General features: G+C 63.1%; 22 protein-coding genes and 2 tRNA genes. 10 read left to right on the top strand and 14 right to left on the bottom strand.

Annotated features, from left to right (window positions below):
• Window positions 1–152 precede the first annotated feature (152 nt).
• From NKI06_RS17620 to NKI06_RS17575, 10 genes are all read right to left on the bottom strand, one after another.
• Window positions 153–228, bottom strand: a tRNA-Phe gene (locus NKI06_RS17620).
• A gap of 215 nt (window positions 229–443) precedes the next feature.
• Window positions 444–635 carry a DNA gyrase inhibitor YacG gene (gene yacG / locus NKI06_RS17615; RefSeq protein WP_023669280.1) on the bottom strand — a complete coding sequence of 64 codons (192 nt, stop codon included), beginning with the start codon at window positions 633–635 and terminating at the stop codon, window positions 444–446.
• Window positions 632–1258, bottom strand: a complete 627-nt coding sequence (locus NKI06_RS17610; protein WP_023747220.1) for a Maf-like protein — start codon at window positions 1256–1258, stop codon at window positions 632–634. The genes yacG and NKI06_RS17610 overlap by 4 nt, the downstream gene beginning before the upstream one ends.
• Before the next feature lie 19 nt (window positions 1259–1277).
• Window positions 1278–1496: a translation initiation factor IF-1 gene (gene infA, locus NKI06_RS17605; protein WP_006200926.1), complete on the bottom strand. Its 219-nt coding sequence runs from the start codon at window positions 1494–1496 to the stop codon at window positions 1278–1280.
• A gap of 185 nt (window positions 1497–1681) precedes the next feature.
• Window positions 1682–2146 (bottom strand): arsenate-mycothiol transferase ArsC, encoded by a 465-nt coding sequence (locus NKI06_RS17600; RefSeq protein ID WP_081725519.1) that lies wholly within the window; start codon window positions 2144–2146, stop codon window positions 1682–1684.
• Window positions 2134–2619, bottom strand: coding sequence for a UPF0262 family protein (locus NKI06_RS17595; RefSeq protein ID WP_023669283.1), 486 nt, complete (start codon window positions 2617–2619; stop codon window positions 2134–2136). The genes NKI06_RS17600 and NKI06_RS17595 overlap by 13 nt, the downstream gene beginning before the upstream one ends.
• A 6-nt stretch (window positions 2620–2625) precedes the next feature.
• Window positions 2626–3918 (bottom strand): histidinol dehydrogenase, encoded by a 1293-nt coding sequence (gene hisD, locus NKI06_RS17590; protein WP_352544002.1) that lies wholly within the window; start codon window positions 3916–3918, stop codon window positions 2626–2628.
• A 134-nt stretch (window positions 3919–4052) separates the two neighbouring features.
• Window positions 4053–4487, bottom strand: a complete 435-nt coding sequence (locus NKI06_RS17585; protein ID WP_023692404.1) for a DUF2948 family protein — start codon at window positions 4485–4487, stop codon at window positions 4053–4055.
• A 167-nt stretch (window positions 4488–4654) separates the two neighbouring features.
• The gene (gene murA / locus NKI06_RS17580) at window positions 4655–5947 is read right to left on the bottom strand and encodes a UDP-N-acetylglucosamine 1-carboxyvinyltransferase (RefSeq protein WP_023727782.1); all 1293 of its coding nucleotides are present in this window, start codon (window positions 5945–5947) and stop codon (window positions 4655–4657) included.
• Between the two features lie 134 nt (window positions 5948–6081).
• Window positions 6082–6276, bottom strand: a complete 195-nt coding sequence (locus NKI06_RS17575; RefSeq protein WP_023832768.1) for a hypothetical protein — start codon at window positions 6274–6276, stop codon at window positions 6082–6084.
• A gap of 150 nt (window positions 6277–6426) precedes the next feature.
• Here NKI06_RS17575 and NKI06_RS17570 point away from each other — a divergent pair.
• From NKI06_RS17570 to NKI06_RS17540, 7 genes are all read left to right on the top strand, one after another.
• Window positions 6427–6501 (top strand) — tRNA-Thr (locus tag NKI06_RS17570).
• 402 nt (window positions 6502–6903) lie between these two features.
• Entirely contained in the window at window positions 6904–10737 is a 3834-nt protein-coding gene (locus tag NKI06_RS17565; protein ID WP_352986382.1) for a caspase family protein, read from the top strand.
• A 183-nt stretch (window positions 10738–10920) separates the two neighbouring features.
• Window positions 10921–12315 carry a multicopper oxidase family protein gene (locus NKI06_RS17560; protein WP_023832766.1) on the top strand — a complete coding sequence of 465 codons (1395 nt, stop codon included), beginning with the start codon at window positions 10921–10923 and terminating at the stop codon, window positions 12313–12315.
• Window positions 12316–12467: 152 nt separating this feature from the next.
• On the top strand, window positions 12468–13781 hold the full coding sequence (locus NKI06_RS17555) for an NAD(P)H-dependent oxidoreductase (protein ID WP_352986380.1): 1314 nt from the start codon (window positions 12468–12470) through the stop codon (window positions 13779–13781).
• 78 nt (window positions 13782–13859) lie between these two features.
• Window positions 13860–14102: a type II toxin-antitoxin system VapB family antitoxin gene (locus NKI06_RS17550; protein ID WP_023669292.1), complete on the top strand. Its 243-nt coding sequence runs from the start codon at window positions 13860–13862 to the stop codon at window positions 14100–14102.
• Window positions 14102–14494 carry a type II toxin-antitoxin system VapC family toxin gene (locus NKI06_RS17545; RefSeq protein WP_023738240.1) on the top strand — a complete coding sequence of 131 codons (393 nt, stop codon included), beginning with the start codon at window positions 14102–14104 and terminating at the stop codon, window positions 14492–14494. Before NKI06_RS17550 ends, NKI06_RS17545 begins: the two co-directional genes overlap by 1 nt.
• 269 nt (window positions 14495–14763) lie before the next feature.
• Window positions 14764–15663 (top strand): MBL fold metallo-hydrolase, encoded by a 900-nt coding sequence (locus NKI06_RS17540; RefSeq protein ID WP_023740456.1) that lies wholly within the window; start codon window positions 14764–14766, stop codon window positions 15661–15663.
• 22 nt (window positions 15664–15685) lie between these two features.
• Here NKI06_RS17540 and proC read toward each other — a convergent pair whose 3' ends face one another.
• The 3 genes from proC to NKI06_RS17525 form a co-directional block, all read right to left on the bottom strand.
• Window positions 15686–16501: a pyrroline-5-carboxylate reductase gene (gene proC, locus NKI06_RS17535; RefSeq protein WP_352986378.1), complete on the bottom strand. Its 816-nt coding sequence runs from the start codon at window positions 16499–16501 to the stop codon at window positions 15686–15688.
• Between the two features lie 85 nt (window positions 16502–16586).
• On the bottom strand, window positions 16587–17906 hold the full coding sequence (locus NKI06_RS17530) for an O-antigen ligase family protein (protein WP_352446449.1): 1320 nt from the start codon (window positions 17904–17906) through the stop codon (window positions 16587–16589).
• A complete protein-coding gene (locus tag NKI06_RS17525; protein ID WP_352446451.1) occupies window positions 17875–18873 on the bottom strand; it encodes a glycosyltransferase family 2 protein in 999 nt (332 codons plus the stop codon). The genes NKI06_RS17530 and NKI06_RS17525 overlap by 32 nt, the downstream gene beginning before the upstream one ends.
• Window positions 18874–19045: 172 nt before the next feature.
• On the opposite strand from NKI06_RS17525, the gene NKI06_RS17520 reads away from it, so the two are divergent.
• From NKI06_RS17520 to NKI06_RS17510, 3 genes are read left to right on the top strand one after another with little or no spacing between them, the layout of a single operon-like run.
• Window positions 19046–20218 carry a glycosyltransferase gene (locus tag NKI06_RS17520; protein ID WP_023669297.1) on the top strand — a complete coding sequence of 391 codons (1173 nt, stop codon included), beginning with the start codon at window positions 19046–19048 and terminating at the stop codon, window positions 20216–20218.
• Entirely contained in the window at window positions 20215–21009 is a 795-nt protein-coding gene (locus tag NKI06_RS17515; protein ID WP_023669298.1) for a WecB/TagA/CpsF family glycosyltransferase, read from the top strand. The genes NKI06_RS17520 and NKI06_RS17515 overlap by 4 nt, the downstream gene beginning before the upstream one ends.
• Complete coding sequence (locus NKI06_RS17510; RefSeq protein WP_023704513.1) at window positions 21006–21929, top strand: DUF6492 family protein; 924 nt, start codon at window positions 21006–21008, stop codon at window positions 21927–21929. Before NKI06_RS17515 ends, NKI06_RS17510 begins: the two co-directional genes overlap by 4 nt.
• Here the strand turns inward: NKI06_RS17510 and NKI06_RS17505 are convergent.
• The gene (locus tag NKI06_RS17505) at window positions 21926–23221 is read right to left on the bottom strand and encodes a lipopolysaccharide biosynthesis protein (protein ID WP_023681896.1); all 1296 of its coding nucleotides are present in this window, start codon (window positions 23219–23221) and stop codon (window positions 21926–21928) included. The genes NKI06_RS17510 and NKI06_RS17505 overlap by 4 nt on opposite strands.
• Window positions 23222–23402 lie beyond the last annotated feature (181 nt).

Genomic DNA, 23402 nt, shown 5'->3' with positions numbered 1-23402 from the left:
CTGGCTGGCTTCCTTCATGGATTATGATTTGGGCTACTTCGATGATGAGACATGCAGGCTCGAACCACTCCAAAACCCCTTCGGGCCAAAAGTGTACCCATGTCTCCGATATAAACCGTAACCTACGTGTCCGGAATGGACCCAGAGAAAACTGGTGCCCAGAGGCGGATTCGAACCACCGACACGCGGATTTTCAGTCCGCTGCTCTACCAACTGAGCTATCTGGGCCTCGCCGGCAAAACGAGACATCGCCTGACCGGATTTCAGGAAAGCGCCGTGGGGCACCCCTTGAAAGCGCGTGGGTTATAGCACGGGAATCCGGCCTGTCCAGCGCCTAAGCGCTGATTTTCCGGGGCAATTGTCGCAGACAATACCGACGCCGGCAAAGCAGCAATTGCGTAAGGTCGGCGAAGTGGAATTGCGCGGCCGGCACCGCCCAAACCCTACTTCGGCTCGTCGCTCTCGTCCTCGTCATCCCGCGCGGTGATGACATAGGCGCCCTTCAGCCAGCGGTTGAGGTCGATGTCCTTGCAGCGCTTCGAACAGAACGGATAGGTCTCGCGCGCCGACGGCTTGCCGCATTCGGGGCAGGGGCGCTTCGGGCGCAGTGGTGTGACCTTATCGTCCAGGCTCATGGCCGCGCGGTATGCCAGCTGGTGTGGACCTTGAAGCCTTCGCCCGAAAGCAGCGCCACTGTCTCGTAGAGCGGCAGGCCGACGATGTTGGTGTAGGAGCCGACCAGCTTGACGACGAACGACCCGGCGAGACCCTGGACGGCATAGCCGCCGGCCTTGCCGCGCCATTCGCCGGAGGCTACATAGGCGTCGATCTCCTCGCGCGGCAGCCGCTTGAAGCGAACCCTGGATTCAACCAGCCTTTGGCGCAGCTTGCCGCCCGGCGTAATCAGGCAGATGCCGGAATAGACCCGGTGCGAACGGCCCGAAAGCAGTCCAAGGCAATTGGCGGCGTCGTCCAGCGTCTCGGCCTTGGGCAGGATACGGCGTCCGACCGCGACCACCGTATCGGCGGCCAGCACGAAGCCCGGCGCATAGTCTTCCTCGCTTTTCAGCGAGGCCAGAGCCTTCTCGGCCTTTTCCTTCGACAGCCGCTTGGCCAGCGAGCGCGGATGTTCGGCGCGCAGCGGCGTTTCGTCGACATCGGCCGGCAGCACGCGGTCCGGCTCGATGCCGGCCTGTTGCAACAGTTCGATCCGGCGCGGCGAACCAGAGGCAAGCACGAGCTTCTGCAGGATGCTCATCGCGGTTCGCGCCGGACTGTTACTTGAAACGGTAGGTGATGCGGCCCTTGGTCAGGTCATAGGGCGTCATCTCGACCAGGACCTTGTCGCCGGTCAGCACACGGATGCGGTTCTTGCGCATGCGGCCGGCCGTATGGGCGATGATCTCGTGTTCGTTTTCGAGCTTCACCCGGAACATCGCGTTGGGCAACAATTCCGTCACGACACCCGGAAACTCGAGGACTTCTTCCTTCGGCATTCGATACCTTTGCTTGGATTGCAGTTCCGGCGCCCTGGAGCGCCCAGGCCGGAATTTCGGCGGAACCTATATGATAATCGTGCGCTTGTGAACACGCTTAGATCGCGTCATAAGCGACGCGCTCCAAGCTTTCGTTTTATGCATGTCGTTGTCTCAAAACCGGGACCGCTTTTGAGCGACATGCATCAATCCGCCGCGTTTTTTACCTCCGGAAGCAGAAAACGTCGGCTGATGCGCGCTTTCAGCCGTTCTCTCACGTCGCGATAGCTGGCCATGATCTGCTCGCGCCTGCCGCCGACATCGGTCGGATCCGGCATCGGCCAGTATTCGACGTCGACGGCAAGCGAGCGGGTGAGCTCGAGCGCGGCGTGGTGGGCTTCCGGCGCCAGGGTGACGATCAGGTCGAAATAATCGTCCTCGAGATCGTCCATCGAGCGCGGCTGGCGCTCGCCCAGCGTCAGGCCCTCTTCGGCCAGCACCGCGTCGACGAACGGATCGCGCTCGCCCCTGTGCACGCCGGCAGAGGCGACGAAAGTGGCCGGCGGCAGCATGCGCCGCGCCAGCTGCTCGGCCATCGGCGAGCGCACGGCGTTCATGCCGCACAAAAACAGTATCGAGCGGGGCGCCCCAGTCAGGTCTAACCCCGCCAGTGCAGCACGCAGACCAGCGTGAACAGCCGCCGCGCCGTGTCGAAGTCGATGTCGATCTTGCCGGCCAGCCGGTCCATCAACGTCTGCGAGCCTTCATTGTGCAGGCCGCGCCGGCCCATGTCGATCGCCTCGATATGGCTCGGCGTCGAGGATCGGATGGCGTCGTAGTAGCTTTCGCAGATCAGGTAATAGTCCTTGACGATGCGCCTGAGCGGCGTCAGCGACAGGATATGGGTGACGACATCAGCACCATCCTCTCGGGCGACCGCAAACACCAGCCGGGATTCGGCCAGCGACAGCTTCAGCCGATAAGGCCCGGCGCCGTCATCATTGACCGGCTGAAAGCTGTTCTCCTCGATCAGGTCGAAGATCGCCACCGCGCGCTCATGTTCGACATCGGGCGTCGAACGGCCGATCGACTCGTCGAGCTCGACATCGATCAGCCTTGCGCGGGTTTGATCGCCGTCCGCCATCGCCGCCTACATGTTCAGCCGGATGGCGACGGAGCGGCCATGCGCGTCGAGGCCTTCCGCCTTGGCCAGCGCAATCGCCGCCGGCGCAAGTGCTCTCAGCTGCACCGGCCCGAGCTTCAGGATCGAGGTGCGCTTGACGAAATCGAGCACCGACAGGCCCGAAGAGAAGCGCGCCGAACGCGCCGTCGGCAGCACGTGGTTGGAGCCGCCGACATAGTCGCCGATGACTTCGGGCGTATGGCGTCCCAGAAACACAGCACCCGCATTGCGCATCCTGGCCAGGAAGCCCTCGGCATCGTCGATGGCGAGTTCCACATGTTCCGCGGCGATGCGGTCGACCAGCGGCAGCGCGGCCTCGATGGTCTCCACCAGGATCACCGCACCGAAATCGCGCCAGCTGGCAGCCGCCGTCTCGGCGCGCGACAGGCTCTGCAGCTGCCGCTCGACCGCCTGTTCGACGGCCTTGCCGAAGGCCGGATCGTCGGTGATGAGGATCGACTGCGCCGACACGTCATGCTCGGCCTGAGCGAGAAGATCAGCGGCAATCCAGTCGGGATCGTTGCTGCCGTCGGCCACGACCAGCACTTCAGACGGTCCGGCGATCATGTCGATGCCGACCGTGCCGAACACCTGGCGCTTGGCGGCGGCGACATAGGCATTGCCGGGCCCGACGATCTTGGCGACCGGCCGGATCGTTTCGGTGCCATAGGCAAGGGCGGCAATCGCCTGCGCGCCGCCGACGCGGTAAATCTCTGAAACGCCTGCTAGATCGGCGGCCACCAGCACCAGCGGATTGATGATGCCGCCCGGCGCCGGCACGACGATGACGATGCGCTCGACGCCCGCCACCCTGGCCGGCACGGCGTTCATCAGCACCGAGCTTGGATAGCTTGCCGTGCCGCCCGGCACATAGAGCCCGACCGCCTCGATCGCCGTCCAGCGCGAACCCAACTCGACCCCGACGGCATCGGTATAGCGATCGTCCTTGGGCATTTGTCGCCCGTGATGGGATCGGATGCGGTCACGGGCAAATTTCAGCGCCTCGACCGTCTGCGGATCGGCGTCTTTGTAGGCCTGCGCGATGTCGTCCTTCGACACGGCGATGCCGAGGCTATTGAGGTCGGCCTTGTCGAATTTCAGCGTGTAGTCGACCAGGGCAGCGTCGCCCTCGGCACGAACCCGCGCAATGATGGCGCGCACGGCAGTGTCGACGTCCTCCGATACCTCCCGCTTGGTGGTCAGGAAGGCGGCGAAACGCTGCTCGAAACCGGCATCGGACTGGATAAGCGTAATGGCCATCGGCTGCGTCTAGATCGTGATGAGACTTGGTTGAAATCTCATCACGATCTAACCCTTTGTTGGAGCATGATCTCTGGACAAACGATTCCCGTTTTGTCCAACAAAAACCGGCACCCACTTTTTGGGATCATGCTCTACACCCTGTGCACCGGACGCGAGGTCGCTTCCCAGGCGCCGCCTATGTCGGCAAGCCGCGCCTCGATGCATTCGACGTCGAGCATGATCGCGCCGCCGCCGGAAAAGACCAATTCGACGATGCCGGCCGGCTTGCTGATTTCGATAAAGCTGATTGCCAGAAGCGACAGCACCTCGGCCGGCCGATCGCGGGCAATGCCGCTGGTCTTGGCACCGAGCACGCGGTCGAAATGCAACACCGCCTGGCGCCGCTCATTGTGCTGGCTGAACAGCCCGGACTTCGCCTCCCAGACGAAGCGGTTCATGGTCAATATGAAACGCTTGGCCGAAGGCAGGTATTCGAGATCCGAGACCTTCATCACGGCGTCCTGGACGTGAGCCGAGACGATGCTCAGATCCTGATCGTCGAGCGCAATGAGTTTGAGGGCTGCCATGCCGAATGCACACCTGAAAGTTGGTTTCAGCCTTCTGTTAGGCGGTCTTTCCGGTCGGTGCAACCGCGACACAAATTCAACCCGAGGCTAGCGCCTCGGGTTTGAAGTGTTGGCGGTGAATGGAGGCAGCACCAGACGCCTGTCTGTCTGAAGCAACTGCCGTGCGGTCAAGCCGAAATCCGCTCGATCACCGCGCCGCAATTGGAGAGCTTTTCTTCCAGCCGCTCAAAACCGCGGTCGAGGTGGTAGACGCGGTTGACCGTCGTTTCGCCTTCGGCCGCCAGACCGGCGATGACCAGCGACACCGAGGCGCGCAGATCGGTCGCCATCACGGGTGCGCCCTTCAGCTTGGCGACGCCGTCGACGATCGCCGTTTGGCCGGACAGCGTGATGTGGGCGCCGAGCCGGGCCAGTTCCTGCACATGCATGAAGCGGTTTTCAAAGATGGTCTCGGTGATGCGCGACTTGCCCTTGGCCATGGTCATCAGGCCCATGAACTGCGCCTGCAGATCGGTCGGGAAGGCCGGAAAGGGCGCCGTCGTGACGTCGACCGGCGAAATGCCGGCGCCGTTGCGCTTAACGCGAATGCCGGAGTTGGTCGGCGTGATCTCGGTACCGGTCTGGGCAATCACATCCAACGCGGTCTGCAGCAGCTCGGGGCGGGCGCCTTCGAGCACGACATCGCCGCCGGTCATGGCCACAGCCATGGCATAGGTCCCGGTCTCGATGCGGTCGGGGATGACGCGCACGCGCGCGCCCGACAGCGATTCGACGCCATCGATGGTGATGGTTGGAGTGCCGGCGCCGGAAATTTTTGCGCCCATGGCGTTGAGGCATTCGGCGAGGTTGACGATTTCGGGCTCGCAGGCGGCGTTTTCCAGCACCGTCTCGCCCTTGGCGAGCGCCGCCGCCATCATCAGCACATGGGTGGCGCCGACGGAGACTTTCGGGAACACATAGCGATTGCCGACGAGGCGGCCGTTCCTGGTCTTGGCCAGCACATAACCAGTGTCGACATCGATGTCGGCGCCCAGCGCCTGCAGGCCTTCAAGGAACAGGTCGACCGGCCGCGTGCCGATGGCGCAACCGCCGGGAAGCGACACTTTCGCCTCGCCCATGCGGGCCAGCAGCGGGCCGATCACCCAGAACGATGCCCGCATCTTCGACACCAGCTCGTAAGGCGCGGTCGTGTCGACGATGTTGCGGGCCGAGAAATTGATGGTGCGCGAATAGCCCTCATTCTGCTTCTCGCGGCGGCCGTTGACCGAATAGTCGACGCCGTGATTGCCGAGAATGCGGATCAGCTGCTCTACATCGGCCAGATGCGGCACGTTTTCCAGCGTCAGCGTGTCGTCGGTGAGCAGCGAGGCGATCATCAGCGGCAAAGCGGCGTTTTTCGCGCCCGAAATCGGAATGCTTCCGGCGAGCTTGTTGCCGCCGACAATTCTGATGCGATCCATGAGAGAATGTCCCCTCGGCCCGAAAGGCCGGTTTTCGTCAGTTTGCGTATCGGCCCGTCTAGACCATTGGCCGGCTTGGTTCAAGATTCCTGAGCCCGTTGGCCAAGTTGGCCGGCCAGTGTGGCCGATATCGGTCAGTCCTTGTGCATTTTTTCAGCAGCCGCCAGGCCTTCCGGGCGCTGGTCAGCGTCACCGGTGCGCCGCGAACGCGCTTGCGTCTTGCGCTTCATGAGATTGGCGCGCAACTGCTCGGCCAGACGGTCCTTGCGGCTAGTCCCGTCCTTTTTTGCCGGATCAGCCTTTTTCGGTGGATTTGTCTTGTCGTCCATCGTTCCGTCCCGCCCGCGACTGGCAGGGCCTGCCGTTCAAGGGATAGCTAGCATTGTGGCGCCGCCATGTCAGCGAAACTTGTCTGGCAAAGCCTTTCACAGACGCCTTGCGCTTGCCGGTTCTATATGGCAGAAGCCCCGCCATCAGCGGCTGCGGTAGCTCAGTGGTAGAGCACTCCCTTGGTAAGGGAGAGGTCGAGAGTTCAATCCTCTCTCGCAGCACCAGTTCATTCCCTTTGATTTTAAAACGATGCAGTCGCGAAGTCGGGGTCTCGTTGCGGACCAAAAAAGCCGGCTGACGTAAAAGTGCCAATCCCGCGCATCCAACCGTGGCCCCCTCGCCCGGAAACATTGAGAGAAAGAGGCTCTACGGGGCCGGACGACTGCTCAACAAGTCCGGACCTGTCAACTCATGAACAGGCCGGACTGGCCGTATCCGGCATGCTGAACACTACCGCTCGCACGCTGAAAGCCAGCCGCCTCGTACGCATATCCATGACAAGAACACAGCTCGCCCAAGGACTTGCCACCGGCCGGCCATCATGATGCCATCTCGCTTGCGGAAGATAGCGTCGGGTTTTGGGGTAGAGAATGCTCTTTGGGCGAACAGCAGGTGCGACAGGGCGCATGTGCGCGGCACTTGCCGCGGCACTGGTGTGCCTATGCGTGTTTGGCCCCGCTTTGGCTGAAGAGCCGAAGGCGCTGAAAGGCGTCGCGCTCATCATCGGTCAGTCCGACTACCAGCATGTGGGCAAACTGCCCAATCCGGAAAACGACGCCCGCGCCATCGAGGAGATGTTCGACAAGCTCGGCTTCGAGACCAATGTCGCCACCAACCGCGACGCACGCAAATTGCGGCGCGATCTCGAAGGCTTCGTCGACGATGCCGAGGGCGCCGATGTCGCCATCATCTACTATTCCGGCCACGGCATCGAAGCCGGCGGCGAGAATTATCTGGTCCCTGTCGATGCCGATATTTCGGCGCTCGACAATGCCGGCGAAAAGTTGGTGCCGCTGTCGTCCATCGTCGCCGAACTGAAGGCCAAGGTGCCGGTCACCATCGTTCTGCTGGACGCCTGCCGCAACGATCCGTTCCCGCCGGGCACGCTCCTGAAGCTGGCGCCGGGCGACGAAGGCAAGCCGATTGGCGCCGGCGGTCTCGGGGAAACGCGCGGCGTGGTTTCCCTGAAGGGCGGCGCCGACGCCAAGGGCTCGGTCGACGACAGCCTCGGCCAGGTCATCGCCTTTGCCGCCGAGCCCGGCAAGGTTGCGCTGGACGGTCCGGCCGATGGCAACAGCCCCTATGCGGCAGCGATCCTGCGCCACATCGACACGATGGGCGGCGAGGAATTCGGCACCGTTTTGCGCATGATCGGCGAGGAGGTCTATCTCAAGACCAACGGCCAGCAGCGGCCCTGGGTCAATGAGAGCCTGCGCCGGCTGCTCTATTTCGGTACCCCCGCCGAGGCGCCGAAAGGTGATGAGGGCGAAATCCTCAGGGAGCGACGCCAGCTCCTGCTGACCATCTCGACGCTACCCGATCCGGAGCGCCGCCAGATCGAAACCATATCGCGTGACGGCAAGGTGCCGATGGATGGGCTCTACGCCATGCTGAAGGCGCTCGGGGTCGACATACCCAAGGATCCGGCTGAGCTCGACAAGCTGCTGCGTGGCCAGACCGAACGGCTGAAACACGTGTTGGCTGAACGCGAGACTTTGAAAAACCCGGACCCCGAAATTGCCAGGCTATCGAAACTCGCCGAACAGGCGGTTCAGGAAGGCGCGCTTGAAGCGGCGCAGAAATTCAACGAACAGGCCAAGGCCCGCATCGGCGAACTTTCGTCTACGGTCGACCAGGCCGAGGCCGAGCTGAAGGCAAAGCGGCTGGAATTCGCAAAGGTCTTCGCCAGCAGTGCCAGGACTTATGAAATCTCCTTCAACTTCAAGGAGGCGGCGCAAGATTACGCCAAGGCCTTCGAGCAGGCTGCCAAATGGAGCGACGAAGACGCGTTCTACTACAAGGCGGCAGAGGCCAACGCTCTGTCGGAACAAGGGGACTTCTCCGGCGACAATGCGTATCTCGCCCAGGCCCTGACAGCCTATGAACAGGCATTGACCTATGTCACCCGCGAAAAGTTGCCGCTGCTTTGGGCGGCCACCCAGAACAATATGGGCGCCACGCTTGCTACGTTGGGCGAACGGGAAGCCGGCCGCGAAAACCTCGACAAGGCAGCTGCCGCCTATGAGCAGGCGCTGACCGTCTATACGCATGACGCCTACCCCGACGACTGGGCATCGACCTATGGCAATCTGGGCACGGTCTACTGGCGGCTCGGCCAGCGCGAGAACGGGACGGCGCTTCTGGAGCGGGCTGTCGCGGCCTTCCGCTCGGCGCTCGAGGTGCAGTCGTTGAAGAAACTGCCGCTGGAATGGGCGGCGACGCAGAACAATCTCGGCATCGTGCTGTCCGAAATCGGCGACCGCCAGACCACATCGGACAGTTTCCGCGCGGCGATCGAGGCGCATCGTGCGGCATTGACGGAATACAGCAGGGAGCGCGTACCGCTCGACTGGGCGCTGAGCCAGGTCAATCTGGGGGCAGCGCTCTATCGCCTTGGTGAGCGCGAAAAGGATATCGCGACCATGCAGCAGGCGGTTGCTGCCTATCAGGCGGCGACCGGCGAAATGACCAGGGAACGCGCGCCGGCGCAATGGGCGACAATCCAGAATAATCTGAGCACGGCGCTGGAATCGATCGGAACCATTAACGGCGATGTCGCCACGCTTGAGCAGGCGCGCGACGCCGCCCTGGCATCGCTTACGGTTTGGACGCGCGAGCACGCCGCGGCGAGCTGGGCCAACGGCCAGCTGACGCTCGGCAACGCCTTGCAGCGCCTCGGCGCCAAGCAGAAGAACAAGGAACTGCTGATGCAGGCAGCCACCGCGTACCAGGCCGCTCTGTCCGAATATCCGCGTGAGAAACTGCCGCTTGACTGGGCTTCGCTGCAGCAGAATCTGGGATCGGTCAACGACACGCTCGGCGATCTCGATACGGGAACCGATTACTACATGCAGGCGGTGACCGCGTATCGTCAGGCATGGGAGGTCTATACCGCAACCGCCGCGCCGGGCGAGTTCGCTTCGATTGGTTACAGCCTTGCAGGCACGCTATCGAACTGGGGCGAACGCGCGGGGGACATCTCGATCCTGCGGCAGGCGATCGATGTCTACGGTCAGGTGCTCAGGGTTCGCACCCGCGACAAGGACCCAGTCAATTGGGCCAAGACGGAATTCCGCCTCGGCTGCGCGTTGATGATGTCAGGCAAGCTGGCCTCTGACGATCAACTGCTGCAGCAATCGGTCGACGCGCTGCGGGCGGCGCTCGACGGGCAGACGAAAGGCGGTGATGTCACGGAGATCGGCCAGACGCGGCGCGTGCTCGGCCAGACCCTGTCGATCCTGGGCGACAATACATCCAACCTGGACTTGCTGGCGCAAGCAGCCGACATGCTGGAAGCCGCGCTCCCCGCCTACTCCAAGGACGCCGACCCGGAGGAGTGGGCCAATATCAACTACGACCTCGGCTTTGCCCGCTACAGCCAGGGCCGGATTGGTGGCGACGCCACGTTCTACGCCAAGGCCGTGGAGAGCTTCGAGACGGCAGCGCGGATCTACGACGGTTTTCCCGACCGCATGCAATGGGCGCGCACCAAGGGCGATATCGGCAATGCCTTGCTGATGGCCGCGGACGGCAAGGACGTCGAGTTGCTCACCCGCGCGATTGCCGCCTATGACGCAGCGCTCAGCGTGGTAACGCGCGAGAATGCGCTGGCTGTCTGGGAGAACAATCAGAACAATCTCGCCGGCGGGCTGTCGAGTCTTGGTTACTGGGCGAACGATGTCGGCAAGCTGAAACGAGCCGCTCAGATCTACCGCGACCTCGCCACGGTGCGAACGATCGCCCGCGATCCCGATCTCTGGATCACCAACCAGACCAGTCTCGCGCAGACGCTGAGCATGATCGCGGCCCGCGAGCCTTCGGCTGAATTGTACGAGGAGGCGATTGTCGTCAACCGGGCGCTTGCCGAGCAGCTCGGTCGCGACCGCGATCCCGAACGTTGGGCCAATGCGCGCAACGAGATGGGCTATGCCTTGACCATGGCCGGCCGCGCCGAAAACAATGTCGCGCATTTCGAGGAGGCGGTGTTGGTCCTGCGCGAGGCGATCGTGGTGCAAAAGAAGATCAATTCGGTGCCGGCTGTCGCCTTCACGCAGGACAGCCTGTGCGACGTGCTGGTCGATCTGGGCGCCGCCCACAAGGACAAGGCGATGGCACAGGAAGCGATCGCCGCATGCCAGGACGCGCTCGTCATCTTCCGTGACAAGAAGATGGACGATCTCGCCGCCGGTTCCGAAAAGAACCTCGCCGAGGCACAGGCGTTGCTGGCCGAGTTGCATTAATCCGAGCCCGCGCTCCCGGATGCGGGCGAATGGTGGGCACGCCCAGCGTTCACGCTGTTGCGCAAGCAGATGTCACCGGCTCGCCATGGCATGACAGAGATGCGATGTGGCAGTATCGGCTTGTGCGCCGGTCGCCACCCGTCATTCAGGACGACAGGTAATCATATTCCGTTGGAGCGCCAGATGACCCTATTCACCCGCCGCGGGCTTCTGAAAACGGCTGCGGTTGCCGGCGGTGGCGGCGTCGGGCTGGCAGCAATGACCAGGCTCAGCGGTTGGGCAGCTGTCACACCTGAGCCGGTGGTGCTCAAGACGGCAAAGATCCAGGCCAGGTTCATGGATGCGGGCGAGACCCGGGATGTCCTGACGTATGGTGAATCAGGCATGCCGCCTGTACTGCGGATGAAAAAAGGCGAGCCCTTTGCCGCGCGTCTCGTCAACGCCATCGACGACCCGACGACCATCCATTGGCACGGCATTCGCGTTCCAAACAAGATGGACGGTGTTCCCTTCCTGGTTCAGCCTTACGTCTATACCGGCGATCATTTCGACTACGCCTTCACGCCGCCCGACGCCGGCACGTTCTGGTATCACCCGCATTGCAACACGCTGGAGCAGATGGGCCATGGCCTCACCGGCGTGATCGTGGTCGAAAACCCCAACGATCCCAAATTCGACGCCGAGGCAATCGTCAATCTGCGCGACTGGCGCCTCGGCGACGACGCGCAGTTCATCCAGCAATTCCGGCCGCGCGATGCCGCAAAAACCGGAACCTATGGCACGGTGCGCACCGCCAACTGGCTCGACCAGCCGCAATTCGACGCGCCGGCCGGCGGGTTGGTGCGGCTGCGGGTCGCCATCACCGATGTCACCCGCATCTACGCGTTTCGCGTCGAGGGTGCGGAGGCCGCGGTCATCGCGCTCGACGGCAATCCGGTGCCGCAGCGTTTTGCGCCCGATGCCTTGCTGCTCGGACCGGGGCAGCGCATGGAGCTCGCCATCCGCATGCCTGACCAGGAGGGCGCGATCGTCAGCCTGGGCGACATCAGGGGCACCAAACCCAAGGTCCTCGCCACCTTGCGCGCCACCGGCAGCTCGCTCAAGCGCGACCTGCGCGACCTCGCACCGCTGGAAGCCAACCCGGTGCCGGAGGTGGATCTCGCCAGCGCGAAACACATCGCGCTCTCGCTCAGCGCCACGGCGGAAAACGTGCCGAGCGACAGCATATGCGGCACGCTAGGCTACTCCTTCTGGGCCATCAACAAGGTACCGTGGCCGGGCGACACGCCGGACCCGACCGCGCCTTTGGCCGAGCTGAAGCTCGGCAAAAGCTATGTCATCGACATGGAGAATTTGACGCCGCAATCGCATCCGATGCATATGCACGGCATGAGCTTCAAGGTGCTGTCGTCGTCGACACGCCAGGTTCAGCCGGTCATCTCCGACACCTATCTCATGCAGCCCAACGAGAAGGTTCAGCTCGGTTTCGTCGCGGACAATCCCGGCGACTGGCTGCTGCACTGCCACATCATCGAACATCAGAAAACCGGCATGACGAGCTATATCAGGGTGGTTTGACGCCGAGGCGGGTCAATCAGCCTCTACTGGGGTTGGCCTCACCTGCCGGGCCTGTTGCCGGAGAAATTGCCGCCGTCCGCTGGTTTCGTTGGCAAAGCGGGGCCGTTCCCTGCTATTCCCGCCTGCAATCAAGAAGCCGTGGACACGCTTGCATGACCAATGTCGCCCTGACCGGACTGGCCCGCGATCTCGCCAGGCGCGCCGCCGAGGGCCGCCCGGTGCGCATCGGCGTCATCGGCTCCGGCGAAATGGGCACCGACCTGGTCACGCAAGGCATGCTGATGCCCGGTATCGAGATCTGCGCCATCTCGACGCGGCGTCCGCACACGGCGAGCGACGCCATCCGCATCGCCTATGGCGACGAGGCGATGGCGGTCGAGGCCGACATGGGTTCGAAAGTCACCGCGGCGATCGAGGCCGGGAAAATCGCCATCACCTCGAACGAGATGCTGGTCACCAATCCGCTGATCGACGTCGTGATCGACGCCACCGGCAAGCCTGGTGTCGCCGCCGATTTCGACTTGAAGGCGATGGAGCACGGCAAGCACCTGGTGATGATGAATGTCGAGGCCGACGTCACGATCGGCTGCTACCTCAAGCAGCAGGCAGACCGGCTCGGCGTCGTCTATTCGGTCGGCGCCGGCGACGAGCCGTCGAGCTGCATGGAGCTGATCGAGTTTGCCTCCGCGCTCGGCTACACCATCGTCTCGGCTGGCAAGGGCAAGAACAACCCGCTCAACCACGATGCCGTTCCGGATGACTATCGCGAGGAAGCCCTTCGCCGCAACATGAACCCGCGCATGCTGGTCGAGTTCGTCGACGGCTCGAAAACCATGGTCGAGATGTGCGCCATCGCCAACGCCACCGGGCTGGTGCCCGATGTGCCGGGCATGCACGGGCCCAAGGCCGACCGCGACCAGCTGGCCAAGGTGCTGATACCACGCGCCGATGGCGGCATCCTGTCGAAGAAGGGTGTTGTCGACTACACGATCGGCAAGGGTGTGGCGCCGGGCGTCTTCGTCATCGTCGAGGCGACGCATCCGCGCATCGTCGAGCGCATGGACGATCTGCATATCGGCCACGGCCCCTATTACAGCTTCTTCCGGCCCTACCATCTGACCTCGCTGGAAGTGCCGCTGACGGCAGCGCGTATCATGCTCTACGGCCGCCCCGACATGGTGCCGCTGCCGAAGCCGGTGGCCGAGGTCTGCGCGGTCGCCAAGCGCGATCTCGCCACGGGCGAGACCTTCGATGCCATCGGCGAGACTTGCTACCGCTCCTGGACCATGACCGTCGAAGAGGCGCGCGCCAATCTGGCAGTGCCGGTCGGCCTGCTCGAAGGCGGCAAGGTGCTGAAGCCGGTCAGGAAGGGCGAGCTCATCACCACCGACAACGCCACACCCGACCGCACGACCAGGCTGTTCGCTTTGCGCAAGCTGCAGGATGAGATGCTGTACGGGAGCTGAGATTGGATGACAGGCCAGTCGGGCTGGCCTTGTCATGACAACTCCCTATGTTGTAGTGGCACCGAACGGAGGCTCAGGATGAATCTCCAGATCAGAGACCCGCGCGCCCGTGACCTCGCCCGGCAGCTTGCCGAAAAGCGAAAGATTTCAATGACCGAGGCGGTGATCGAGGCGCTCGAATCCGAGCTTCAGCGCGAACGTGAACGAGTTCCGCTGGCTGAGCGGCTGGCCGCCATATCGAACGATCTGAAGGCCAAGGCGGGAAGCGGCGGCAGGGATTTGACTAAGGATGAGATCGACGAGATGTGGGGACATTCCTGATGTTCATCGACACCTCGGTGGTGATCGCTGTCCTCGCCGGAGAGGAAGACGCCGCCGATTGGAGCCGCCGGATCGGGCAGGCCTCGATACGGATAACATCTCCGCTGGTCGTGCTCGAAGCGGCGATGCGGCTTTCATCGAAGTTGGTGGTGGAGCCGCTCTTCGCCGAAAAGGCGATAGAGGACTTCCTGCGTGAGGCCGAGATCGAGGTGGTTCCGATCGAAATCGGTGATGCCAAGCTCGCGATCCAGGCTTTTTCGAACTATGGCAAACGTCGCGGCCACCCGGCTCAGCTCAATCTCGCTGACTGCCTGTCATATGCCTCGGCAAAAAGCTGTGGGATGCCCTTACTCTACAAAGGGAAAGACTTTTCCCACACCGATCTGGCCTGATCCTACTCCCCCAGTTCCACGATTCGGCCAGCAGCTTCGTCAGCCGCTCCCGCCCAGCAGGCCAAATGCTGCCGCGCTCGCGCCATGGGCTGTTGACCTGGTCGCGCAACACGCCTGATCATTGCGCTCGTGCTGACGACGCAGACCATCGGCTGCCATTGTGTGATCCATTCATACAGTCTGTCTTTTTGATCCGGGTTTTTCAAACCATGCCGAGATGCCAATCTCGATCAGTTGAACCCCCATTGAGGATTGAAATCTTGCAAACCATTTGGACAAGACGCGAGACGATGAAAACCCTTCTGGCAACGGGCATGGTTGCCATGCTTCAGCCTCTGGCTTTTGCAGCCAAGGCCGCCGCCAAGCTGGAATGGACCCATTTTCAGGCTGACGAGAATGGTTTCCGCCGCACGCCGGTGCTGCTGACCGGGGAAAAAGAAGCCATCCTCCTCGACGGCGGATTTACCCTGTCCGATGGCCGTGCGGTCGCGGATGCGATCAAGGCGACGGGCAAGACCCTGACGACGATCTATGTCAGTTGCAGCGACCCTGACTATTATTTTGGCCTCCGTCCCGTCGCGGATGCTTTCCCCGGCGCCAAGATCATCGCGGCCGGCGCAACGGTTGCGGCCATCAAAGCCAATGTGCAAGCCAAGCTGGATGTCTGGAGCCCACAGCTCAAGGACAATGGACCGAAGGTCCTGGCGGATGTCGTCATTCCCGAGGCTTCCGATATCACCTCACTTGAAATCGAAGGAAACAAGATCGAGATCGTCACCGTCGCCGATCTGAAAGACCGGCGGTATCTCTGGGTGCCCAGCCTTGAAGCGGTGTTCGGCGGCGTGCTGATCTCGTCCGGCGTACATGTCTGGGTTGCCGACGAGCCAACCGTAGACGACCGCAAGAAATGGATTGCCGCGCTCAACGAAATCGCGTCCCGCAAACCAAACATCGTGGTGCCGTCCCATCAGGTAGCCGGTGCACCGGACGGTCTGGCGGCCGTGGAATTCACCCGCGCCTACCTCGAAGCTTTCAATAAGGAAGCCGAAAAAGCGAAATCCAGCGTCGAGCTGATTGCAGCGATGAAGCGGCGCTATCCCGATCTTCTTGACGTCTCGTCCCTGGAACTGGGCGCAAAGGTCGCCAAGGGTGAGATGAAGTGGGGCTGATACGGCCCCGCGAGCGCCTCGGCTACTTCCCCAATTCCACCGACCGCAGCCGCGCGGCTTCCACCGCCTCGGTCAGCAGCTTCGTCAGCCGGTCTTCGCCCATCAGCACGGCAAGGGCGGCTGCCGTGGTTCCGTTGGGGCTGGTCACCTGCTGGCGCAGGACGCCGGGCTTCTCGCCGCTTTCGGCAGCGAGTGCAGCAGCGCCATAGACGGTCTGCATGGCCAGCAGCCTGGCGGTCTCGACCGGCAGCCCGGCCTTCTCGGCTGCAACCGTAAGCGCCTCGATGAAATGGAAGATGTAGGCCGGACCGGACCCCGAAACCGCCGTCACCGCGTCCATCAGGCCTTCGTCGTCGATCGTCGTCACCACACCGCTCGCCGACAGCAGCTCGGCAATGAAACGCCTGATGTCGTCGGTCACCAGCGGGTTGGAATAGACCACCATCATGCCCTTGCCGATCGCGGCCGGCGTGTTGGGCATGCAGCGGATAACAGGCGCGAGATGGCCGAGTATGTGCTCGAAGGTGGCGACCGGCGTGCCCGCGGCGATGCTGACGAAGGTGGTCCTGCCGTCGCCGAAGCGCTTGTAGGCGGCGGTGACGTCGCGGATCACCTGCGGCTTGACGGCGATGACGACGAGGTCGGGCTCTGCGTCGGCGGGGATCCCGTTCGCTCCCGCGGCGACACTGCAACCGAGGTGCTCGGCGCGCTTGCGCAATTCGGCATTGGGCTCGACCACGAACACGGCTTGCGGGGCAAGCTTGCCGGATTTCAGCCAGCCCGCAAGCATGGCGTAACCCATATTGCCGCAACCGGCGAGAACAAGCCTGATCGTCATTGAGAGCCCTCCGAGACAAGGGTTCTCCTTAGACGCTAGCGGGCAGACGGGAAAGCCCCAAGGGGTGCTGGATCAGGCCAGCCGGTCAAGGTCGCCGGCGTACCGCGATCGGCCGCAGCGACACTTGCCGCAAGCCAAGCACGCCGAGCACGAAGAACAGCCACACCGGGTCGCCGCGATGGAAGAAGAAGCTTTCCAGGAACGCGTTCAGCGCCGTGAACAGCACCACCATCATGAAGAAGTCACCGAGATAGATGTTCTCCTTGCGCGGCGGGATGCGCATGTAGTCGCGCAGCGGCGCGATCAGGAAAGTGTAGACGGCAACGCACAGCGCCGGGATGCCCATCAGCACCGCAATGTCGAGATAGCCGTCATGGCCATGCACGATGGTCCGGATGTCCCAGGCCCGGTCGAAAGGCTGGTCCTGGCTCAGCAGCAGCGGCGTGCCCCAGAAGCTTTCATAGCCGTAGCCGGTCCAGGGCTTCTTCGCCAGCATCTCGCCGGAGAACTCCCACAGCGTCGTGCGCCCGGTATAGGTGAGGTCGGGGAAATAGGTGGCCGCCAGCTCTTTCACCGGCGGGATGAAGACGATGCCTAAGGTACCGATGGCCGTCGCAATGATCGCCAGTGCAAACAGGATCGGCGTGCCGAACCGCATGCCGATCAGGCCCGGCAGCACGACGATCAGGATCGAGAACGGCACCAGGCCGGCCGTCGTCTTGGATCCGGTGTGCAGCATGAAGATCATCGCCGCGCCGAAGATCGCCACGCCCCAGAATTTCTGGCCGCGCCGGAAGAGATAGAGGCCGGCGAAGCTGAAGCAGGCCATGATTGGTCCGGCAATGTTCTTGTGGGCGAACACACCACGCCACAGGCCGGCATGTTCGGGCTCCTGCGAATCGGCCGTATGCAGGGCCTCATGCGGAAAGACGATGAGGCCGATATAGGACAGGCCGATAACGACGATCGCGCAGAATATGATGACTTTCGAAAAACTGTCGGCATCGCGCGGCAGCACCAGGACCGTCGCTATCGTCAGAACGCCAAGCAGCGTGAAGAAGGCCGCGCGCATGGCCGAGGACGGGTCGGTCGCGTTGATGACCGAAAGCATGAAAAAGCCGAGCATCAGAATCCAGGACGGGCTGAGCAGCGAGCGCACCACCTTGGGGTCGGCGAACGTCAGCAGTGAGAAGATCGAAATGGCGCCGAGCGAACTGAAGCCGAGCTGGTTGACGATGTCGCCGCCGTCGCCGGTCAGTTCCGCGCCTGCCGGCTGAAACGGCCGGAACGACACGATGACGACGGCAAACAACAGCGCGGCAATCGCCGTCGCCACACTGTTGCGGGTGACGATGCCGCCCAGCAGCAGCTCGTCAGTTCTTCTCAGGCTGCCTGTATTGCTCATTGGCGTATCCGAATTCGGCAAGCACGCGGCCGAGCGAGACATAGACGGGGTAAAGCGCCGTCGACAGCGATCCTGTCCGCGCCAATTTGATTGCGCCGCGCACGGGCGAGGCTATCAGCAGCGCCAGGCTTTTTGCAAACACCTTGGCGCCGGCGAATGGCATGCCGGCGCGCTTCTTCTTTTCGACCAGCGTCGAGATTACACCGTTGCGTAAGGATCGGGCGCGGATCCAGTCAGCCTCGACGCGCCGGGCTGGAACGCCTTCGCGCACCTTTGCCTCGGCGCACCAGCCAAGCACGAAACCTTTCTGCGCCGAGCGGCTGAGGAAGTCGGAATCGCCGCCGCCCATGAAATTGAACCGCAGGTCGAGGAAGGGTGGCCCCATGATGGTGAGCACATTGCGCCCGACCAGAAGGTTGCCAGAGGAATAGAGTGCGGCCACGCGCCCGGTCTGGCGATAGGGCGGCGCAAACACCGGGTGCTCGGCCCATTTGGCGTGAGCAGGATCGGTAAACACCGGCACCTGCGGGCCACCGACAATGTCGGCGCCAAGCGTCTCCGCCGTCCTGCACATGCGCTCCAGCCAGTCCGCGTCGGCGATCTCGTCATCGTCGATGACCAGCAGGTGGCGGAAATCCGGAAAATGCAGGATCGCCGTCTGCCAGCCAGCATTGTAGGCACTGCAATTGCCCCGCTCATGCGCGATGATGACCATGCCCTTCATATCGTCGCGTTCGAACAGCGGCACGGCCGCCTGGGCGCCCTCACGCGCCTCGGCCTCGTTTTCGATGACGATGACGGCGAAGCGCCGGCTGGTTTGCTGTGCCTTGAGCGACGCCAGCGTTTCGAGCAGCAGTTGCGGCCGCTTGAAGGTCGGCAGCGTGACGACGGCTTCCATCGTCTCTGCGGCGAGCCCCGGAGAGCGTCCCGCAATCGATACCGAACCGTCCGATGGCAAAGGGATCATCCGCTCCAGCCGCATGTTTTGAATCTGGCTTTCGATAACACCGCGACGATAACGTTTCGTTAATCACCTTTCGCAGCGGCGCCTGCCGGTCCGCGCCTTTCAGCCATTGCGTTGCGTGATTTAATCAAGGGTTCACCCAGCTTTGCTAGTGGCTGACGCCTGGATAGGTGAGATGCATCTGCTGTTCGCCACATCGATCGTGCCCGACGGCGCTCTCGCTTCGGGCTATGAGATCGCCAATGCTGCGATCATCGCCGCCTTGCGGCGCGCCGGCGTGCGCGTCACCGTCATCGGCTTCATCTGGCCGGGCAAGGCGCCCAGCGACCCCGAAAACACCATCGTGCTCGGCGCCGTCGACGTGCGCACGGAAAGCGCCTCGGCGCGGCAGAAGCTCGCCTGGCTTGGCAAGGCGGTGCTGTCAGGGCTCACCTTCGCTTCCGTGAAGCTGCGCGCGGTTTCCGACAGCGAAGTCCGTGCCGCGATCGAGCGCGCCGGTCCCTTCGACGGCTATGTCCTGAATTCGGTGCAGTTCGCCGGCGCCTTTGAAAAACTGTTCGCCGACCGTCCCTCGATTTTCGTCGCCCACAATGTCGAACATGGTTCGGCCAAAGAGAATGCGGCAGCAGCAAACAGTCGCTTCCAGCGCCTGCTGTTTGCCCGCGAGGCCAGGCTGCTCAAGACCATGGAGGAGCGGCTCTGCCGCCGGGCTCGCTTCGTCTTCACGCTGGCCGAGGAAGACCGCGCCGCACTCGGCGTTGCCAGCGACGACCGCTCGGCGGTGCTGCCGCTGGTGACCACAGCCACGGCGCCAAAGCCGGTCAAGCCGCGCCGCATCGATTGCGACGCGGCGCTGATCGGCACTTGGACCTGGCAGCCGAACCGCATCGGCCTCGACTGGTTCCTGGAAAAAGTCGTGCCGCATCTTCGCCGGAGCTTTCGCATCAGGGTCGCCGGCAACATGCCGTCGGATATCACCTCTGCCCATCCCGGTGTCGAATTTGTCGGCCGCGTGTCCGACGCCCAGAATTTCGTGCGCGGCGCCGCCGTCATTCCACTGATCAGCACCGCGGGCAGCGGCGTTCAGCTCAAGACCATCGAAACCTTCGAGCTCGGCCTGCCGTCGGTCGCCACCAGCCGTTCGCTGCGCGGCATCGATCATCGCCCGGCAAATTGCTTCGTCACCGACGATCCGGCCGCCTTCGCCGGCGCGCTGGAGGCAGCGGCGGCCGATGTCAAGGATGTCGATGGCAGCGCCTTTCACCGCCGGCAGATCAAGGCACTGGATGCCGCCATCAGGCTCGGCCTGGAAAAGCTCGGGTCGGTGGGGGAGGAGGTGTTTGCATGAACATGCACACCGCCCGCGCCGCCTTCGGGCTCGATACGCTGAAGACGATCCTTGGCATTTCGGTCCTTGCCATCGGCTGGGATGACGCGATCGCGCTGCTCGCTCGTCTGATTGCCGAGCGGCGCTTCACCAAGGTCAGTTTTCTCAACGCTCACAACGCCAACATCGCCTCTACCGATCCGGTCTTTGCCGAGGCGCTCGACGATTTCCTCATCCTGCCCGACGGCGTTGGCGTCGATCTGGCGGCAAAGCTGCTCTACGGCGCGCCGTTCCCGGACAATCTCAACGGCACTGATCTCATTCCGGCCTTTCTGCAGGCATCGGCGAGGCCGCTGACCGTCGGGTTGCTTGGCGCCACCCGCGCCAACGCCGAGGCGGCGTCGGTCAGGCTAGCCGCTCTGGCGGTGCAGCACGAATTCGTCGTCATCCATGACGGCTATTTCTCCCCCGCCGAAGAGCAGGCGATCGTCGATCGCATCGAGGCATTGCGGCCCGACGTGCTGCTTGTGGCCATGGGCGTGCCGCGCCAGGAATTGTGGATCGCCCGTCATATCGATGCCCGCCACTGCACGCTGCCGATCGCCGTCGGCGCGCTGCTCGATTTTCTCTCCGGCACGGTGCCGCGGGCGCCTCTGTGGATGCGCCAGCTGAGGCTCGAATGGTTGTTCCGTCTGTGCATCGAGCCCGGCCGGCTGTGGCGCCGCTACGTCGTCGGCAATCCGGTGTTCCTGCTGCGTGTCGTCAGGCAGAAATTCTCGCGTCGGCCCGAGCCCGCCGGAGAGTTGCGGTGAACAGCCGCGTCGTGCCGAGCCCTGCAGCCGAGACCGGTGCCCTGCCGCAAACGCCGACGGCGGCGGTGGTGACCGCCAGCTATGCGCCGGATTTCGAACGCTGCCGCCTGTTGTGCGAGACCCTCGACCGCCATGTCTCCGGCGTGGCGCATCATTACATTCTGGTCGAGCACCGCGACGTGGCGCTGTTTCGCCAGTTGGAAAACGACCGCCGCAGCGTTGTCGACGAGCGCGACCTGCTGCCGCGCTGGCTGCGTGTGTTCGACGATCCGATGAGCCTCTTTCGCCGTCGCATCTGGCTCAGTTTCAAGACCCAGCCGCTGCGCGGCTGGCATGTGCAGCAGCTGCGCCGCATCGCCATCGCTGCGCATGCTGGAGAAGACGTGCTGGTCTTCTGCGATTCCGACGTCGCCTTCCTCAAGCCATTCGATCTGAGCGCCTTCTGGCGCGACGGCAAGGTGCGGCTGTTCCGGCGCGACGGCGTGCTGTCGAGCGACGGTCACGACGAGCATCGCATCTGGTCGCGCAATGCGGCCTCGGCGATTGGTATCGATGCATCCGAGGTTTCGAACCACGACTATATTTCGACGCTGATCGCCTGGCGCCGTCAGACCGTGACGGCGATGTGCGCCGAGATCGAGAAGGTGCACGCGCGCGGCTGGGTCGAGGTCATCGCTTCAGTGCGCCGGTTCTCCGAATGCATGATCTATGGCCGCTATGTCGACGATGTGCTGGGGGGCGCCGGCCATTTCCACGGCTCGGAGGAATTCTGCCGCGTGCATTGGACCGGGGAGGCGCTGTCGGATGACGAATTCCGCAGCTTCGTCGCCGCTATGGCACCGGGGCAGGTGGCGATCGGCATGCAATCCTTCATCGGCACCGATATCGGCCGCATCCGCCGCCTGATCGGATTGGCTTAGATTGCCTTGGCGGGCTTGCGCAGCGCCGAATAGGTCAGCAGCGCCGAGGCGAGATAGAGCAGCAGGAAGACGACATTGAGCGATACGACAAGCCTGGGCGTGTCGGCAATCGTGGTCAGCACATAGGTCAACAGCACCGCCTTCAGCCCCGCCAGCAGGCCGAGGTTGAGCGCCCTGAGCGCGGTCTGGCCGCGCGCGAACAGCAGCTCGGCCTGGTATTCGACCAGGTTGCGCAGTCCCGGCACGCCGATTGCCAATGCCACCAAGGGCGCCGCCTCGGCGACATTCCGGCCAAGTGCATTGGGGAAGAAATGCAGCACGATGCCGAGTGCGGCCAGCGCCAATGTCGATACCAGGAACACGCCGGCTTCGATACCGCTCTTGACCCGCAGTCGCGACAACAGCTCCGGCGACCGCATCATCTTCTGCACCAACATCATCGAGAAGGTGCGGATCGGTATTGCCGTTAGGTCGACCAGCCGCATGATGATGGCATAGATACCGGCCAGATGCGGCCCGCCGATCGCCAGCACGAGCAGCTTGTCGAATTCCGACTGCAGGTAGAACAGCACTTCGGCTCCTGCAACATAGATCGAATCGGCAAGCCGCCTGAGATAGAGCTCGGTGCGCAGCCTCAGCCGCTGGCGTGGATAATAGAAGCCGAAGGCCAGCAGCAGCGAGGCGGCGTTGGCGCCGATGTAGAACAATGACCAGATCCAGACGCTGTGCTGCCCCGACAGCATGAACAGCACGGCGCCCAGCGCACGGAACGCCGTGGTCACGATCGACAGCACCGCGGCGCGGCCGAATTTGCCGAGCCCGTTGTTGACGATCAGCACCACCTCGACCGGCCGCCACAAAAGCGCTTCGGCAAAGACGATTGCGGCAAAGACGGCCAGAGGCACGGTGCTGGCGAAGAAGATCAGGTAGACGCCCCAGGAGGCCGCCGCCAGCAGTGGTAAGGACACGGCGCCAAGCAAAAGGAAGCCGGCGGTGAAGGTGCCGATCAGATTGGGGCGGATGGTGGCTGTGCGGTAAAGCGCCGAGATGAAGCCGAAGGCGAGGATGCGCGACAGCATGACGCCGGCCGCCGAGGCGGTGGCGAACATGCCGAACTCGGCAATCGACAGCGTGTTGGCAAGTGCGATGAAATAGGCAAGCGAGAACACCAGCCGCCCGCCGGCGCCGCTGATGGCTGAAAGATAGTCGCGAACCAGCCCCCGTCTTTCGGCAAGGAAGGTGCCGATGCGGGCGAGTGTGCGCCTTTGCGGTATGTCGCTGGCCTGCGTCATATCGAGGAAAGCCGTAAGCCGGAAAGCTTAACGTGCGGTTCTGACGCCATTTTACAGATCCCGGCAATGCGTGGCGAAGCGAGAAACTTTCACTTGCAGACTTCGGAAATTAACCTTTTGTTTCCCATGCCTGTTTAGCGTGACTTAACGATTGGCCGACCGCCGCTCCCGCGCCGTCGAA

The sequence above is a fragment of the Mesorhizobium sp. M0772 genome, from assembly GCF_040320135.1.
GTDB lineage: Bacteria > Pseudomonadota > Alphaproteobacteria > Rhizobiales > Rhizobiaceae > Mesorhizobium.
The sequence above is the reverse complement of the archived record's forward strand: the minus strand, read 5'-3'. Positions and strand labels throughout refer to the sequence as shown.